This is a genomic window from Micromonospora sp. NPDC048871 (assembly GCF_043198155.1).
Classification (GTDB): Bacteria; Actinomycetota; Actinomycetes; order Mycobacteriales; family Micromonosporaceae; genus Micromonospora.
Genome location: NZ_JBICUM010000018.1, coordinates 57716 through 75537, shown reverse-complemented (window position 1 = coordinate 75537; position 17822 = coordinate 57716). Strand labels below are relative to the sequence as shown.

The window sequence follows — 17822 nt, the reverse complement described above, 5'->3', positions numbered from 1 at the left end:
ATGTTGTGTCCACAACGCACAGACGATCACGCGGTGGCCGCCTCGCGTTCACCCCGGTTCACCAGCAAGATCTCAAACGGCGGCTGCCGTACTAGACGTTCGTTGCGCCGCCGCAACCGCTCGATCTCCGCCGCCTCGGCGCTGCGGCGCCGACTCTCGGACACCGGGCTCTTTCGGGTGCCCAGAGCGGTCAACGCGCCCGCGTCACGGGCGGCCCGCCACTCCAGGATGTGCGAGTGGTACAGGCCCTCCCGGCGCAGGATCGCCGCGCCTTCACCCGAGGCCTTCGCCGCCTCGTACTCCGCCACGATGCGGAGTTTGTACTCCGCTGTGAACGTTCGCCGTTTCGGCCGTCCGCCCTGCTCACCAGGCGTGCTGGGTAGCGTCACGATGATCCTCTTCCTGTCTCCCGGCAAGCCTAACGCTCCCGGAACTACTGCCTCATATCAGCCTGACAGACAGGGGTTCGTGCAGCCAAAGCCAAAAACCACGGCGCCCATGCAACGCGCAGGCCAACACGCTGTCGTAGATCGGGATGAGTCTCGGACGCTTCCGGGCAAGCACCTTGCCTGCGATGGTCTTGCTCACGCCCGGCTGACCCGTCAGCAGGTGCCAGGCGCGGTCCGCCGGCCCACCAACCTGGATGTACTTTCGCGCCCCCTCATCGGCCAAGTCAACCGAGATCGGGATCTCGCGCAACTCGTCACTGATTCGCTGGCCCAAATCGCCTTGCAGGAGGTTGAGGGCGACCGAAGGCGGAACGCGCACCTCCAACAACTGGACAGCGATCAGGTCCTCTGCGGTCACAACATCACGGTGCAGGGCGATCGGCCCACCGCCCAACGCCTCGAACTGACTCCCGGTAAAGGGCTTCGGTTGATTCGCAAAGTAGCGCCGAAGGTGAGGGACGGCGCACTCTTCGTCGAGCACAGCCATGATGTCACCTAACGGCAGCCATCCGTCCGGCATTCACGCCTCCTCTGCGGGGTGGCGAAGGCCGCTGCCCGGGAGCGGGGTCAGGGTGGAGATGTAGTTCTCACGATCGACGAGTGGATTAGCCAGGCTAAGGCCAGCGGTGGCCATCCGGTCGTACTCGGCGAGGACCAGATCCTTGGTGCGGTAGGTGCCATACTTGGCGATCTCGTTGTGCTTCAGGCCCCCGTTCTCGGTCTGGAACGTCTCCAGGATGTAGTCCACGTCGGGCCGGTCGATGCCGTAAAGGTGGAAGAAGTACGCATCCAGCTCCGCACGGATCCCAGCACGGCGCTCCTCGTCCCAGCGGAACGGAGCACCGGAATCGCCGAGGTCACGCGCGAGCCCAGCCATGTCGTGGGCCGTGTAGACGAGTTCCAGGACGCGGGGCGTGAGGAAGGGGGTATGCGGGGCCAGTGCGCCCGGGGTCGGCACGGGTAACTGCTTCCAGGTCATCAGGGCCATATGGGCGCCGCTCACCTTCTGACGGCTCACGAAGTCGAAGGCCAGGGAACTCTGAGCCGCGATGAGAGCCGCTGTCAGAATGGGCGAGACGCCCGGCAGCATCAACGGATACGTGTGCCCGACCGCCGTACGCGGCAGGAATGCCGGAATGGCGGTGCGCTCATTGGTCGATGCAGTGACATCGCACCAGCCGCAAAGCCATTCCCGCTCCCACCGAACGTCCTCAAGGCGTCGGTTGACGCCCGGGACCTCGACCTCTTTTCCATTTCGACGTGTCGGGATCAGTCCGTCCTCAGCAATCCAGTGCAACGGAATCGCTAACCTGTCCGGGACCTCAAGTTCCCCAGAGGTCAGGTAACGTGGCTGGTTCTGCCGGTTGACTGCTGTCTCGCTTTTAATCACGTCGGCCGCACGATGATTGAAGAAATTCACCATCTTTGCCTCGTACAGGGGCAGCATCCGCTTGCCCGCGCGGGTGAAGACGTTTCCGCGCAGCTCCCAGCCTTCGGCCTCCAACTGCTCACGAGTCCGAAATAGGTCGGAGTCGTCGGTCATATGGAAGAATGTCGCTTTGAAGGTGATGTCCCAGGGGTTTCCGTCCGGCCGGGACTCGTTCCAGAGGACCGGGAGACGATGGTAAATCGCTGCGGTCAGGTCTGCATCGCGGCGTGAGCGGAAGATGGGGAGCGTGCCGGTGTTGGGGTTGATCAGGGCGACTTCCTCCGGGCTGAGCGTGAACACCCGCTCGACATCATCGAGATCTGTCGCGTCGAGCAGGAAGAATGCGAACTTCGCCGCCGGCTCGCGCAAGTCACGGCCAGCCAGCGAGAGCAGGCAGAACTTGTAGCGGGAGTCGACGCCGACGAACAGCGGCTTACGGTTCTCAAAGTCATACAGAGCGGCGATCCCACCGCGCCGGGTGAGGTCGCTGAAGAGATGCTGTGCCCCCGCTCCCGTCGCGATGGCGGTCGGAATGATGCAGCCGACCCGGCCAGTGGCCGCAACGATTGACGCGAACCGCTCGGCGAAAAGCTGATCCATCTGGAGCATGGTTACGCCTCTGACCGTTAGACCCTTGGCGCACAGCGGATACGCTCCGGAACTGCTCGCGAAGAGGAACGTCGACTTCACCCGGCGGCGGGCGGCGCGATAGCGCTCGCCGGCCTCCGGGTTTTCCTCGGCCCAGCGGGCGATGCGGGTGCGCCGGGCCGTGCCGGAAATCTCTGCGATGGAGGGGTCGACGACGCTGAAGTACTTCTTGTCCTCGAAGTCGACCTTGTCCCAGGGCGGGTTTGCCAGCACGCAGGAGAACCCACCCGCCCAGCCGGTAACCGGGTCCAGGCCCGGCGCATCGCTGTCTTCCGGGACGGGGAAGATGTCAGGGAACTCCAGGTGCCAGTGGAAGAAGTTGTACTGTTCGCGGAGCCGAGCTATCTCCTGATGGGTCGCCTGCGGTGCGGCCTTGCCCTCCGGGTTCTGCAGGGCGCGGAAGACGTCATCAGTGATGACGGGCGGGGCGTCCTTGGTCTTGTGCCACACGAACGTCGCGCACCAGGCATCCGCCACATGTTTAGCGTGGACGTAACCGGCAGTGGCTTGCCAATCCCGATAGGCGGCCGCTTGGCGGCGGACGTCGATGAGGTTCTCCACCGGGTCATCGATGATGCTACGCAGGCTCGATGCGAACGCGGCGTTGGCCACCGACGGTTCGACGGCGAGGGAGAACAGCCCGCCCTGCCCGCTGCGCTCTTTGTCGTTCTGGTTCATGAGGAACCTGGCGTACGCCTCGTCATCGCCCTCGACCGATTTGAACGCCTTGTTGGGAATGCCGTTGCGGATCAACGCGGGCGTGGCCCCGAGCAAGCCGTCGCCATGCTTGATGTGCGCGTCGAGGAAGCTGAGCGGCTTCCCCGGCTCCAGGGCCTCCAGCCACAGCGACACCTTGGCCAGTTCGACAGCCATCGGGTTGAGATCGACGCCGTAGATGCAGCGGGCAACCACCTCGTGCAGGGCCTGCCGTACGGCATCGACGGTGGGCTCCGGGTTGCGTTCGCGGACCGCCGCGACCCGCTTGGCGATCCGGCGGGCCGCAGCGACGAGGAAGTGCCCAGAGCCGCAGGCGGGATCGCAGACGGTGAGGGACAGCAGTTCCTTGACCATCGCCTCGCTCGGGTCGGGCTCGCCAGCCGCTGAGGCTTTCAGTTCGCCACGCTTCTGTGCGTCATCAAGGACCGGATCGAGGGTGGAGTTGAGCAGAGTCTCGATGAGGGAACTTGGCGTGTAATAGGAGCCGGTCTTTTTGCGGTTGTTGCCGAGACGTTCCACCAACTCGAAAGCGCCGTCCACCTCGCTGTGCTTGGGCACCAACTCCAGCAGCGACTCGTAGATGGAACCAAGTTCCTCCGCGCCCATGTTGCGGTAGTCCACGGAACGCCATCGGCCGGATGCGTCGTCCCGAACCCGGGCGAGGTGCCGTACCGCTTCCAGCAGGTGTGCGTTGGTGAGCGAAAGGCCACGGAGGGGCGAATCAGCGTCAGTATCGTCGAAGATGCCACCGAGGCCGGGCAGGGCGAGTTCGGGACGGCCGTGCTCGTCGCCGAGCGCGTCGAGGACCAGCCGCAGAGCCTGGTGAAGATCGCTGTGGGTGGTGCCTCGGCGGCGGAGCGCCTGGTGGCGCAGCCGCGCAGAGGAGAAGTATTTTGCGTACCGCTCGCGAGTCTGCTCACTCGTTTCGGACGGATGGAGCGCGCCACGGTCCTCGGCGACGAAGAGAAAAATCAAGCGGTAAACGAGGCGTAGCAAAGCAGCGTGGAAGGTGTCCGCGTCGAGGTCCCGTCGCAACTCGCCGTTGGCGGGATGCCGAAGGAATCCGGTGCCGAGCGCGATGATGGCCTTCTTGACCGCTTCGCGGTGATGGTCCAAGGCGCGTACGCCCGAAGAGATCGCCTCGGTGCGCCACTTCTCCAGCCAGCAGGTTGACGGGGCGCTGCCCTCCGCGACCTCGAAGCGAGAGACGTGGAGTAAGCGGTAGAGCAGGACGAATTCGCTGAAGAGTTCGCCGTCGAAGATGGCTTCCAGGTCGAATTCGACGTAGGCGGCGGTGGCCAGGGCGCTGGAGTCGCGCAGCAGGCGCAATTGGCGGCCGTTGGTGAGCACCCCCCACAGGTGGGCCTCGGAGCGGTTCAGCAGCTCCTGCACCAGCGACTGCGGGGGCACGCCGCCCGCACCGCCCGGACGCTTGTCGAGGGCGGCGTTCCACGGCACCAGGTGGATCGGGACGTGGTTCCAGCGGTGGCTGATCGGGAAGGTCTTGTTGCCGTCGTCGGAGCTGATGCCGGTGTCGCCCAGCGCGGTCAGCGGGCCGAAACCGAGTCCTTCGCCGAAGAGCGGTAGCAGCCACTCGGCGACAGCCAGGCCGGTCGGGTCCGCCGGGGCCTCGGCGTCCGGGGCGACGGGTAGCCGGTTGCGCAGTTCCTTCCACACCGACTTGAGGTAGTCCCAGTGCCGTTCGGCGTCGTCGCGTACCGAGCGGGAGCCGACCACCTTGTAGTCGGCGGGCTTGGCGCCGCTGACGTCGCGGCCCTCGGAGATGCGGACCAGCATGTCGGCGGGGATCAGGCCGCCGATGGTGTGCACAGCGGAGAAGACCTGGTTGCGGGCGGTGGCGGACATCAGGCGTTGCCTCCGGCGGCGGGGGTGGACGCGGGCAGGTAGACGTAGGCGCCGAGGACGTCGGGGCGGTCCTGCGCGGTGACGGTGAGGCCGCGGACGATCTCACCGGCGACGCTGCGCACCCGGCGGTGCGAGGCGAGCAGTTCGGCGGCCAGCTCCTCGCCGTACCCGTTCAGGTGGTCGGTGACCTCGGGCAGGCCGTCGAGGATGCGGCCCATGGTGCGTTCGGCGAAGTCCCGGTCGGTGTTCTCGTCGGCGCCTGCGTCGAGTAGCCGCAGCGCCTCGGCGGTCGGCAGCCAGGTGGCGTTGGCGGGTGCCCCGGAGAAGGCCAACAGTCGGGCGTCCTCGGCGACGAGCTGCCGGGTGCCGGAGCGCGACGGCAGGGTGAGGTGGAAGCGGTAGCGGACCAGCAGCAGGGTGGTGCGGGTGGTCACCGCGCGGGTGCGGATGACGCCGCAGCGGCGGGCCGGGCGGGCGCCGGTGACCTGGGTGTCCAGGGCGGCGTTGAGGACGTACCCGGCCAGGGCCACCACCGCCGGGTCGGTGCGGACCAGGGCCGCCTCGCCGCGTGCCACGGCGGCGGTGCTCCGGAACAGCACCGGTTTGCCCGTCTCGACGGCGTCGCCGCCGAGCACCGGGGCGAGGGTGTCGCGTAGGCCGGCGGGGGTGCCGCTGACGTCGGCGGTGAAGTCACCGGAGGTGTCCGGCGCGTCCCGCAGCACCCCGTCGAGGGCGCGCAGCGACAGGCGTACGAAGTCTCGGATCTCGGCGGCCCGACCGAGGGTGTCGCGGATCGCGGCGACCTCGCGGGCCACCTCGTCGGGGCGGATGGTCTGCTGGGCGAAGCGGGACCGGGACGCCTTCTCCTTCTCGGCGGCGGACTGCCACTCGCTTTCCAGGGTGGCGGCCTTCTTGTCGATGGCGCGGTACTCCTCGGCGTCGAAGAGGCTGCCCTGCCCCTCCTCCCGACCGCGCAGCAGCAGCCACTCCACGATCGCGTCGGTCACCCCCTGCGAGGCGGCATCGGGCACGGAGACGGAGATGCCGAGGTCCTTGCGGATCTGCCGGTGCTTGCGGATCAGCACGTCGAGGACCTTGCCGTCGATGCCGTTGTCGCTGCCCCACAGGGTGATCACGCGTACCTTGTCGCGTTGCTGGCCGTACCGGTCGACCCGGCCCTCCCGCTGGTCGTGGCGGGTGGGGTTCCAGGCCAGGTCGTAGTGGACGACGGCGTCGAAGTGGTGTTGCAGGTTCACACCCTCGGAGAGACAGTCCGTGGCGACCAGCACCCGGCGGGCGGCCGGGTCGTCACCGGCCTCCCGGGCCAGGTCCTCGATGCGTTGGAGGCGCTGCTGCGGCGACAGGGTGCCGGTGACCGCGCGGACCACGGTCTTCTTGCCCAGCGCGTCGGCCAGGTGCTCGGCGACGTACTCGGCGGTGGGGATGTAGCGGCAGAAGACAATCGGGTGGTAGCCCTCCTTGAGCAGGGCCTTTAGGTGCTTGGTCAGGGCGGCGAGCTTGGTGTCGCCGGTCGGTCCCTCCAGCTCGGCGGCACGGTCGGCCAGTTCGGCGAGGCGACGACCGGCGTCGGTCTCCACGCCGCCGGTCTCCGCGCCGGGGGCCACGTCCAGCCCTTCCAGCGCGTCGGAGTCGACGGAGTCGCTGGTCAGCGGGGCACCGAGCCGGTCGGCTTCCTCGGCGGTGTCGGCGGTCGCGGTGGCCGAGCGGGTCCGCAGGGTCTGCGCGGCGGCGCGGGGTGAGGAGACCAGGGAACGCAGCAGGGCGATCGCCGACCACCAGGCGATCCGGGCCTCCCGTCGGCCCCGGCTGTCCGCGGCGGTCACCCGTTCACTGGCGTACGCGATGGCGTCGTCCAGCAGCGCCCGGTAGCCCGCCGACAGCTTGTAGGTCTCGTCCTTGAACTCCCGGTCGGTGGGGAAGCTGGTCTTCTCGGCGAGGCTGTCGTCGGCCAGGCCGTCGCTGCGGGTGAGGTACTGCCGCACGTCGGCGCGCTTTCGGTGCACGAAATGCTGGGCGAGCAGGCGACGGCCCGCCTCCGAACCCAGGTCGACCGTGGCCAGTTCCGGCCGGACCAGGCCGAGCAGGTTACGGAAGGCGCTCTCCTTGCCGCTGTGCGGGGTAGCGGTCACCAGCAGCAGGTGCCGTTCCGGGTCGGCGGCGACCCGGTGCAGCAGCTCGTAGCGGAGCTGGTTCTGGGTGTTGCTGCCCTCGTCGGCGGCCACACAGGTGTGCGCCTCGTCGACGATGACCAGGTCCGGGCAGTGTCGGACGAAGTCGTCGCGGTGCCGGGTGGACTTGATGAAGTCGGTGGAGACGATGACGTGCGGGTGCCGGTCGAACAGCGACTGCCCCAGGTCCAGGCCGCGTTCCAGCCGGGACACCGTGGAGGCCAGCACCAGTTCGGCGTCCAGGCCGAACTTGGTCCGCAGTTCGGCCTGCCACTGCTCGGCCAGGGCCGGTGAGCAGAGCACCGCGAGCCGGGTGGCACTGCCCTGCGCCAGCAGCTCGGTGGCGATCAGGCCCGCCTCGACGGTCTTGCCGATCCCCACATCGTCGGAGATCAACATCCGGACGGTCTTCTGCCGCAACGCCATCAGCAACGGCACCAACTGGTAGGCGCGGGGTTCGACGGCGATGCCGGCCAGCGACCGGAACGGTCCCGCGCCGGAACGGAACCCGATCCGCAGCGCCGAACGCAGCAGGCCCGCCGCCTGGGCGTCCCCCAGGTCGGTGGGGGACGGCGGGGCGAACTGGGCGTCGGTAACCGCCTCGATGTCCGGGAAGACGGCCGCGACGTCGTCGTCGGCCCCGCCGAGCGGGCGCAGGACCAGCATGTCGGGGGCGCTCTCGGGCAGCACCACCCACTCACGGCCGCGCGCGGAGACGAGGGAACCAGGGGTGTACGAGGGAGGCATGGCGTCTTCCGGAAGTCGAGGGATGGCCGGGTTTCAGGGGTTGGCGCAGGTCAGGCGCCGAAGTAGCGCTTGTGTTCGTCGACGATGGCGGCCCAGTCGGCGTCGTGCGGGAAACGGACCACCTCCCAGGCGCTGTCGTAGAGCCGCTCCTCGGCGTCCCGGTCCCGTTGGGCGACGAACTCGTGTTCGTGCACCGGGCCGTCGATGAAGACGGCCACGTTGACCCCGGGCAGCCGGTAGACGAAGTCGGGACGGGCCAACGCCTCGGGGATGAGGGTCTGCGCCTCATCGGGCAGCCGCAGCCCGCGCTCCTTCAGCCAGGTGACGAACTTGCTCTCCAGGGCGGTGTCGGAGTTGTCGGCCAGCCGCTGGAGCTGCTCCGTGCGGGACTCCCCCTGCCCGGTCGAGGTGGCCGTGGCGGCGGCGAAGCGCAGCAGCAGATCCCGCACGCTGTGCCGGTCGATGAACCGGTGGTTGAGCTGGTTGCCGTAGGTGAGCAGGCATTCGTAGCAGCCCAGTGCGCAGGGCCGCTTTTCGTCCGGGCCGCCCAGGTCGGTGCCGTCGGGGGCGAAGTGGCAGATGGCCAGGGCTTCGGCGGCGGCCCGGGCCAGGGCCTGCTGGTCGGACTGCATCAGCCGCAGCACCCCGGCGCCGCCTTCGGCGGCCTCGGTGAAGAGAATCCGCTCGCGGGGGCCTTCGTCGGGCGGGAGGAGTTCGGTGGTCAGCTCCGAATCCTCCAGCTCGAAGGCGGCCTCGATGCCGCGTTCCAGGGCGTACATCAGGGACAGGGCCACCGGCGGGTCCAGCGGTTCGTCGAGCTTGAGCACCAGGATGTTGCGCCGGTCCTCCACGTACGGGATGACGCGCTTCTTGCGGCGCTGCTCGTTGCCATCGGCGTCCACCACCGGCATCTCCCGGGAGTCACCGGAGGCCTCCGCGGCGTCGCGTTCGTTCATCCAGCGCCCGTCGGCCGGGTCCAGCCAGAAACCGTCCGGCTCGTCGGGCTTGGCCCGCACCCGGCCCACATTGGTGATCCGGACCGTCGCCGAATCCCCGTACGACAGGGTCGCCAACCCGCCGACCTGGTCGGCGACGAGAGCGTCGCGGCGGCCCGGCCGGGCCCCATGGTCGTGGAAGCGGTACGAGGTGACCAGCCGGTACCCGGCGCGGCGACGCTCCTCCTCGTCGGAGGAGATCCGCTCCCGGCGCTTGGTGAAGACGGTGTGCAGGTGCAGCAGGCCGACGGTCTTCTCCCCCAGCGCCACCCCGCACATCTGGCAGCGGTCGGCGTTGCCCTGCACGTCGTGGTGGTAACCGCACTGCCCGCACCGACGGGCCTCCCCGGTGACCACATCCCCGGCCGCGTCCGGCGGCAGCTGGATCCGGGTCACCTGGTAGCGCGCCCCCTCGTGGTAAATCAGCGCGCCCGGCCCGAACTCCCGGATGGCCAGGAACCGCGGCCGTTGCAGGTAGTCCCCCTCCCCGGAGCGTCGCCCGGTGGTTGGCACGTACGCGGCCAGCGGCAGCCGGGGGAAGGAGTAGCCGGGCAGGAAACCCTCACTGGCCAGATAGCGGTACGGGTTGAAGTCCGACAGCACCGACTTGCTGTCCACACTCTCGTTCTTGAGCAGGGTCAGCTGCGTCTCGGCCTCCTTGCGGCGACCCACCGCGATACGGCGATCCCGCTCGGAGAGGGTGTGGTCCAACACCCGCCGGTTCTGTTCGGCCTGGTCGACCAGGGCCGCCTTGAACAGGCCGCGCCACCGGTCAAAGGCCCGGTCGAACCGCTCCGGGGTGGTGCGTACGGTGTCCTCGATCCACCGCTCGTCCCACCAGCTCGACTGCGCGTACTCGGGCAGCAGCCCGGCGAAGACGCGGCGGGCGGCGCGGGCGGCCCGCTCCTGAGAGGCGGCGTCGCGCAACGCGGCGGCCAGGTGGTCGTGCAGCGGCAAGGCCGGATTCGGCAGCCGGGAGTCCTCCGGGTAGCTGATGTCGATGCTCTCCGGAATGGTGCGGCCCAGCTTGATGCCGGCCTCCGCCAGCCAGATCGCCTGCACGTGGGAGCGCACCAGGTCCTCGTTGGCCAGGTCGAGGCGGGGTGCGGCGACGGCACCGGCGACCATCCGGTCCGAGCGGCGGAAGTAGTACTGGTCGTGGCTGTTGCCGGTGGCGCAGTAGGTCGTCACCAGGGCCGGTTGGCCGGAGCGGCCGGCCCGGCCGCTGCGCTGGGCGTAGTTGGCCGGGGTGGGCGGGACGTTGCGCATCATGACGGCGTTGAGTTCGGAGATGTCGACACCCAACTCCATGGTCGGCGAGCAGTAGAGCAGCTTCAGCTCGGCCTTACGGAAGGCTTCCTCCCGCTTCTCCCGCTCCACCGGGTCGACCTGGGCGGTGTGTTCCCGGGCGGCCAGGCCGGCCAGGGCCCCGGCCGCGCTGCGGTAGAGGTCCCGGAAGAAGGTGTTCACCCGGGGGCCGTCGCCGCTGGCGTAGGTGCGGGTCAGCGGGTCGTGGCTGCCCGTCTCGCCCCGACCGGCCCGCCACACCAGCGCGGCTGCGGAGACCCGGTAACCGGACAGTGGCGTCTCCGCGCGGCGGTAGCGGCCGGGGCGCTGGGGTGCCTCGGCAACCTCGGTGACCTGACCGCCGTCGCTGAGCACCTTGAGAAGATCCACGATCATCTGCTGGGCGTCGTCGAAGGACAGGCCGGTGCCGAAGTGCGCCCGGCGCAGATACTTGCCGAACTTGCCCCGCCCGGACAGGAACAGCCCCGAGCGGTCCAGGCCCGGCTTCGACCCCTGGGGATAGGCGGTGCCGACCTTCGGCAGGTCGCTGGCCGCGAGCACCCACGGGTCGACCAGCAACTCCTCGCTGGCCCGCTGGAGAGAGTCGAAGTCACCCCGGAAGTACTGCACATCGATGGCCAGGGCCCGGCGCATCTCGTTGAGCAGCGCCCGGACGATCTCGGCGCGCTGGTCCGCCTCCGCGTCCTGAAGTCGGCGGTCGGTGCCGGCCCAGCGTTCCTGCGACGTGGCGAGCCATTCGGCGTCCGGATAGTCGATCACCAACAACCCGGTCTGCTCCAGGTTGGGCATGGTGATCCGCCAACCCCGCTCAAGATCGAGGTACAGGCGGTAGGCGACCACATCTCGCAGCGCCTTGGCGGCCCGCTTCATCATCATCGGCGGCAGGTCCTCGCCCCGGGCGTAGTCACCCGGTCGCAGCCCCAGGGCCTCGGTCACAGTGGCGGCCAGGTCCTCGTGCACCAGGCCCTCGTCCGGCTCGGCGAGCACCGCCTGGTAGAGGGCGCCACGCAGTTGGGTGATCTGCACGAAGTCGTTGAAGTGACCGGCTTGCAGCGAGGCGTCCTGCCGGTTGTCGACGAAGGTCAGCAGCTTGCGGGCCTTGGCGTCCAGTGCCTCGGCGGGCGCGCTGAGCAGCGACCGCACGATCGAGGCCGAGACCAGCGAGGTGGCCGAGGAGCGTCCCTCCTGGTCGAGGGTGGCCAGCTTGGCGAAATCCTTACCCCGGGTCTGCTCGTAGCTGACCCCGCAGTGCAGGCAGAACAGGAACGGCGAGGGTACGAAGGCGGCCCGCAGTTCGCCGCGCCCCTCGAAGCCCTGTGGGTCCACGGTCACGGCCTTCGGCACCCGGTCGCGGTAGGTGGCCCGGACGGTCTCCTGGCCGCTGGGGTCGGCCTCCAGCCACGACTCGGGCAGCCGGCGTTCCTCGATCGCCCGCTGCACACTGGTCGGCCAGGGCCGGTCGGAGTCGATGTAGAGGTACCCGTCGTCGGTACGACCCCCGGTGGCGGCGGTGTCCCGGCGCGGCTCGTAGAAGGCGTACCCGTCCCGTTCGACTCGGAAGACCGTCAGGTATTCCTGGCCGCACTCGCGGCAGAAGGCCAGCGGCAGCAGGATCTTGCGGTCCGAGCCGGGCAGGACGAGCTGGTACTCCCGGGTCAGGTGGCGGGTCAGCTCGTCCTCGAGGGTCACGTAGACGGTGTCGCCCTTGGCCAGGAACTGATGCAGTCGGAACGCGAACAACGGCCGCTCGGTGACCGGATGCCGTGCTTCCGAACCGGCCTTGAGCACGTCCCGAATGGCCTTGCCGCATTCGGCGGCGGTCAGGCCGCTGTGCTGCGCCAACTCCACGGCGGCCTGCTCGATCTTCGCCGGACGCTGCCGGACCAGTCGCCCGGCGTCCTCGACCAGGCCGAACCGGGTCTCGATCCACCTGGCCAGCGGGTCGTTGACCAGATCGCCGTACGCCCGGGGTGCGCCGGGTGCGCGCAGCCGCTCGGCGGAGACGGCGTCCGGCGCGGGGCCGGTGGCGCGGACCAGGGTCTCCCCGATCACGTTGTCCGGGGTGACCTCGGTGCCGAACAGGGTGGTGGCCACCCGGGCCACCGCGGCCCGCTGGTCGTCCAGGCTGCCCTCGCTGGAGATGGTGGCGGAGGTGCCCACGCACTGCAGCCGGTCGGCGCGGCACGCCTCGCGTACCCGGCGGATGAGCAGGGCGACATCGGCGCCCTGCCGACCCCGGTAGGTGTGCAGCTCGTCGAAGACGAGGAACTCCAACCCCTCCGCCATCTTGATCAACGACCGCCGGTCGTCCGGGCGGGTGAGCATCAACTCCAGCATCACGTAGTTGGTGAGCAGGATGTCCGGCTTGCTCTCCCGGATCTCCCGACGCCGCTCGTCGCTCTCCTGACCGGTGTACCGGGCGTAGGTGACCGGCTCACGCCCCGGCCCGTACCCGTCCTGGAGATACTTGTCGAGTTCCTTGAGCTGGCTGTTGGCCAGCGCGTTCATCGGATAGACGATGATCGCCCGTACTCGCCTCTGGGGTTTGGGCCCTTCCTGCTGACGTGAGCGCAGCACCCGGTCCACGATCGGCACGATGTACGACAGCGACTTGCCGGAACCGGTGCCGGTGGTCAACACGTACGAGGCACCCGACTGCGCCTTCTCGATGGCCTCCCGCTGGTGCTGGTGCAGCGTCAGCGGGCGACCGTCACACTCCGTACCGCCCTCGGTCTTACGGGCCTGGAAGATCCGGGCGCACTCCTCGTGCAGGATGCCCTGGCTTACCAACTCCAGAATGGAGCCGCCGGAGGCGAAGAACGGGTTGAGCGACACCCACGGGTCGGGCCACTGCGACTTGTTGTTCAGGTCGTCCTCGACGAAGGCCGCGATCCGGTCGTTGCGGATGACGGTGCCGCCCTCGGTGAAGGCCCGGTAGTCCTTGATGAGCTGCCGGTGCACACCGAAGACATCCATCCCCGCCGGGCCGGCGGTGGCCAGCACCCCATCGGTGGAGGCCGCCGGCGGCACCGCAGGGGTGCTCTCCACCGCCTCCGTGGCCAGGGATCGCACGGGATCGAACTCATCCCAGCCCGGCACGGTGTCCGCGCCCTTAGCGTGCGGACGCAACGCCTCGCGCACACTCACCGCGTCGGCCGGGCGGTCGGCGGGATCCTTGGCCAGCAGTTGCGTGAGCAGTCGGGCCATTCCGGCCGGCACGTCGGAGCGCATCAGGCCGATCGCGGGTACGGGTTCCTCACGGTGCTTCTGACTGAGCTCGTACGCGGACTCGCTGAGGAAGGGCGGGACTCCGGTCAGCAGCTCGAACAGCACACAGCCCAGCGCGTACAGGTCGGCGGCCTGGGTGACGGCGGCGGCCTGGAACTGCTCCGGCGCCATGTAGCGGGCAGTGCCGACGGTCACTCCGGTGCTGGTCACCCGGCCGGTGGCCTCGTCGTCGAGGATCCGGCCCATGCCGAAGTCGAGGACCTTGACCACGCCGCCGCGCAGCAGCATGACGTTGGACGGCTTGAGATCCCGGTGCACGACGCCGACCCCGTGTGCGGCCGCCAACCCGTCGGCGATCTGCGCACCGATGCCGGCCACCCAGGAGATCGGCAGCTGCGGGTGCTCGGCGACGAGGTCCCGCAGGGTCTCTCCGTCGAGCAGTTCCATCGCGATGAAGGGCAGCTCGTCGGCCTGGGCCGCACCGGCGATGATCCGGGGCAGGTTGGGGTGGTCGAGCTTGCGCATGATGCGCACCTCACGCTCGAAGCGCTGCCGCGCCTTGCCGTCGCTCGCCGTGTCGATCATCGCGCCGGACCGGCTACGCAGGATCAGCTTCAGCGCCAGGATCCGATCAGGGGATCCCTCCGCAGCCGACATGTCCTCGGCCCGATGGACCTCGCCCATGTTGCCCTTGCCGATCGCGGCCAGGATGCGGAACCTGCCCGCCACCCAGTCGTTCGCCCCAGTCAATGCTCAACGCTCCCAGCTCGTCGTGCATCGCGAGCGTGGGGCGTTTCAGTTCTGCAGAACCAAGCACTCCGTCAGGCCGACGCCCCCTGCCGAAGGCCGTACTCCGACCCTTCAGCAGTTGAAGGCTGCTCGCGATAACGTCCGTGGAGTATGGATGGTTCGGCATGGCGCGCGGTACTCGTCCGGATAACGAAAATGCCCAGCCGAACGTCGATCTCTTGACAGAGTTCGACCCATGCCTTGGCCGATGACGGTCGCCAATGCCCACAGATGCCCTAAGGAGCGCCGCACCGCGCACATCCGCAGACCACGCGGGACCTGCGAGTATTCCTCACATCGAGGTGGGGCCACCCGTCCGAGAAGTCGACACATCTCCATACCTCTGCCTAGCTGTCGGCACAGGATGTGGGCCTAGGAAGCGGGATCGCGAAGCCATGGAGCCAGCTGTCGGATTGCCGACTCAGGTGCCGCACCTCGGGCGAAAGCACGCACGGTCAACGCCGCCGGCTCGGTTGTCGCTCCCGCGCAATGCTGTGGTCGGCGACCTGTCGCCCCGCTCCCCTGTCGCAGGTCGGGCATCCATAGCCAACCGTCGGTAGGCCACGCCGTCCCACCTCGAACCGCACCAACGTGCGCTCACACCGCCCACACTCGTCGCCAAGCTGGCCGCTGCCGGGGGCGGTGCCGGGGCGACGGCGTTGTGCCCGCCGCACCGCGTCCGTGAACGCCGGATGGCGAGTCCGCAGCACCACACCCGGGTCGGGACCGAGCAGTGAGCCGGTAGCCGTCCAGACCACATCGCCGATCACGGCGCTGGATTCGAGAATCGGCAGGCAGGGTCGGATGTTCAACCCTCTCCGTTTGGCCTCCAGCGCCTCGGCCGACAGGTAGCCATCCGGATCCGGCTCGACCCAGATGGTCACCGGCTCGGTCTGTACGTCCTGTTCGGCGATCAGCTTCAGCGACGCGATCAACGGATGTAGGCCCACCAGCGGCGCCCGGGGAAGCCACATCTCGACGGACCCGGCCTCGGCCAGGTCATCGCGCATCAGGGTGATGACGTCACCTGTCACCCGCTGGGTGACCTCGTTGTCGAGAGCCTCCTCCCACGGCACGACCCGACCTCGTTCCAGCAACGTCGCAAAGAACCGCCACACCGCGTCCCTGCTGGTGCGCTGCCGGTGCATCCGATCCAGCGCTGCGATGACCATCAGGTGGTCGCGGGCGCGGCTGGCAGCCACGTTCAGCAATCGAGCGCCGTCGCCGCCCGATTCGCCCTCGGTGAACCACCGGTGCAGGGGCCGCACCCCGATACCGCTGTCGACCGTGTCGTAGACGACGATGTCCCGCTCTCCACCTTGAAAGCGGTGCACCGTGGACGCCGCCCATGCCTCCTGCTCCGAGTCGGGAAGGAGTGACTCCAGCAGTCGGGCCTGTGCGGCGAAGGGCGAGATGATGCCCAGGCTGGTCAACTCACTGCCCGCCTGCGCGAGGAGCCCGGCGACAAGTTGTGCGTGCATCAGGTTGTACCGGGACGACATGCCCTGCTTGCGGGCAGTACGGGCACCGATGCGGGACGTGTCCAGCAACAGGAGTTCGCCATCGGCCCACGCTGCGCTGCTGCTCCGCGGCCTGGCAGAGATCGTCTCGGCGGAGATCAGCGGGTTTTCCGGATAGAACGCCGCGCTCACGACGGCGTTGATGTCCTGGCGCATACGGTGCTGCTTCGTCAGCGCGGTGAGCCGACCCGGCGCTACGCCCCTGCCCACTGCGGCATCGACGGCAGACTTCTCGAACGGGCTGTTTCGCAGCCACTGCCGTGCTTGCGCAGTCTCGGCAACCACGACCGGCGGCAGTTGCCGAAAGTCACCCGCGACGATGGTGTGCCCACTGCCCGCACCGGCGACCAACAGCGCCAGCGCCGTCGTGGTCATGCTCGCCTCATCGAGAATCACCACGTCGAAGGTGAGTTCACGCAGGGTCCCCAGCACAACCTGATGAGAGGTGGCAGCCACCACCTCCGCATCGCGGCACACCTGTCGGCGTACCAGTTGAAGAGATTCGTCGAGCTCTCGGAGCAGAGCGGTGGAGTCGGCCAGATCCCGCTCCCAGGCCAGCCGCAGTACCTGCTCCTCCTCGGTGAGGCTCGCGTGGCGCCGCCCCAAATCCTTGAGCCGATCCCGCAGGTCACGGTTCCGCCGGCCTTCGTCAACGCGCTTGCGGGCCAGGACCTCACCACGTTTCGCTGCGATCTCGTCGATCAGCACATGCCCCTCGCTGCGCCCGATGAGCGCAGTGTCCGAAGGCTGCCCGAGGCGCACCAGGCCACCCCCGGCAAGCTCAGGTATCACCTCCAGGACGGCACGGACCGCGACATCGACTGCGGCATTGGTGGGCGCGGTGAGCAAAACACGTGATCCACGTACGCAGAGCTGCGCGACGAGGGTGCCGATGGTGGTGGTCTTGCCGGTTCCGGGTGGGCCCCAGAGCCATGTGACACCGGGGGTGAGCCCAAGTTGGATGGCGTGCCGCTGGCCCTGATTGAGCCGATCAACAGCTATGTCCGGCAGCTCCTGCGGCGCGGGCTCATGTCCGGAGTCCAAGATGGCCACCGCTGCCTCGGCGTTGAAACCCGGGCCGCCCTGGACCAACTCGCGCAGACGCTTACTCTGCGCGGAAAGCAGCCACGACAGGTCGCAGCGCAGCAATGCCTCCGCCGGCACCGTCGCCGACGGAGGTATTGCCAGCGTGACGACGTTGCCGAAGACCGACACCACCTCGACGTCCAGCGGCACCCCGTCCACCACGAGCGTCGCCTGCGCGCCCTCCGCCACGCCAAGGTCACCTTCGGCCTCGAAGCGCATCAGCTTCCGGGTCGTCGTGTCGGCAACCACGAGGCCGCTGTTGAGCGGCACATCCTGAAGGGTGCGCTTGTCGGTGACGGCCCGAAGCTCCTCATGTAGCGCTCGGGCGGCCTGCTCGGCGATTCGCGGCCACGAGTCCGGCACTGGTCCGATCGGCGGAACCGGTTCCTCCATGGAGATGCCGATCGAGGCGGCGAGCCGATGCACCTCCGCGAGGGCCTTGCGGGTTGCCGCCGACTCGGCCGGGCGTTGCGCCGGCGGTGCGAGCGCCGTCTCGACCGCCGGGGCAGCCCAGTCACGGGGTATCCAGGTGTCGCCCTGAAGATCGGCGAGGCCGTGAGTGGCGCAGGCGATGTAGATGGCGCTGCTGTCGGTCCGTACGCCCGCTTGGGCCAGTGCCACAAGCAGGGCCTCCTGCGAAATCGGCCCGCGCGCCAGCGCGTGTTGTACGGCCTTGATGAGCCTGCGCTCGCTTCTCACTCCCACATCACCCCGACACCGCCCTACCCGTGAGCCGGCAAGGTAACCAGATCAATTGCAGGCGGGACAATCCACAGAGCAGGTTCTATCGTCGGACTTGGTGTCCGGATTCTGACAATCGCCTACTCCTGGTAGGACGGCAGCAGCGCGTT

At 68.6% G+C, this 17822-nt stretch carries 6 protein-coding genes; all 6 read right to left on the bottom strand.

Annotated features, from left to right (window positions below; translation table 11 throughout):
• Positions 1-26 precede the first annotated feature (26 nt).
• Positions 27-308, bottom strand: a complete 282-nt coding sequence (locus ACGFIK_RS26185) for a hypothetical protein (protein ID WP_393341893.1) — start codon at positions 306-308, stop codon at positions 27-29.
• Between the two features lie 133 nt (positions 309-441).
• Positions 442-969, bottom strand: a complete 528-nt coding sequence (locus ACGFIK_RS26180; protein WP_393341890.1) for a DUF6308 family protein — start codon at positions 967-969, stop codon at positions 442-444.
• A complete protein-coding gene (locus ACGFIK_RS26175) occupies positions 970-5109 on the bottom strand; it encodes an Eco57I restriction-modification methylase domain-containing protein (RefSeq protein WP_393341887.1) in 4140 nt (1379 codons plus the stop codon).
• Positions 5109-8045, bottom strand: a complete 2937-nt coding sequence (locus tag ACGFIK_RS26170) for a DEAD/DEAH box helicase (RefSeq protein ID WP_393341884.1) — start codon at positions 8043-8045, stop codon at positions 5109-5111. Before ACGFIK_RS26170 ends, ACGFIK_RS26175 begins: the two co-directional genes overlap by 1 nt.
• A gap of 50 nt (positions 8046-8095) precedes the next feature.
• Positions 8096-14326 (bottom strand): protein kinase, encoded by a 6231-nt coding sequence (locus tag ACGFIK_RS26165; RefSeq protein ID WP_393341882.1) that lies wholly within the window; start codon positions 14324-14326, stop codon positions 8096-8098.
• A 494-nt stretch (positions 14327-14820) separates the two neighbouring features.
• Positions 14821-17670 carry a DEAD/DEAH box helicase gene (locus ACGFIK_RS26160; RefSeq protein ID WP_393341880.1) on the bottom strand — a complete coding sequence of 950 codons (2850 nt, stop codon included), beginning with the start codon at positions 17668-17670 and terminating at the stop codon, positions 14821-14823.
• Between the last annotated feature and the right edge of the window lie 152 nt (positions 17671-17822).

What these genes read in the sequence shown, in the direction of transcription:
- ACGFIK_RS26180 (WP_393341890.1), bottom strand. Translation starts at nt 969, where the DNA reads ATGCCGGACGGATGGCTGCCGTTAGGTGACATCATGGCTGTGCTCGAC.
- ACGFIK_RS26170 (WP_393341884.1), bottom strand. Translation starts at nt 8,045, where the DNA reads ATGCCTCCCTCGTACACCCCTGGTTCCCTCGTCTCCGCGCGCGGCCGT.
- ACGFIK_RS26175 (WP_393341887.1), bottom strand. Translation starts at nt 5,109, where the DNA reads ATGTCCGCCACCGCCCGCAACCAGGTCTTCTCCGCTGTGCACACCATC.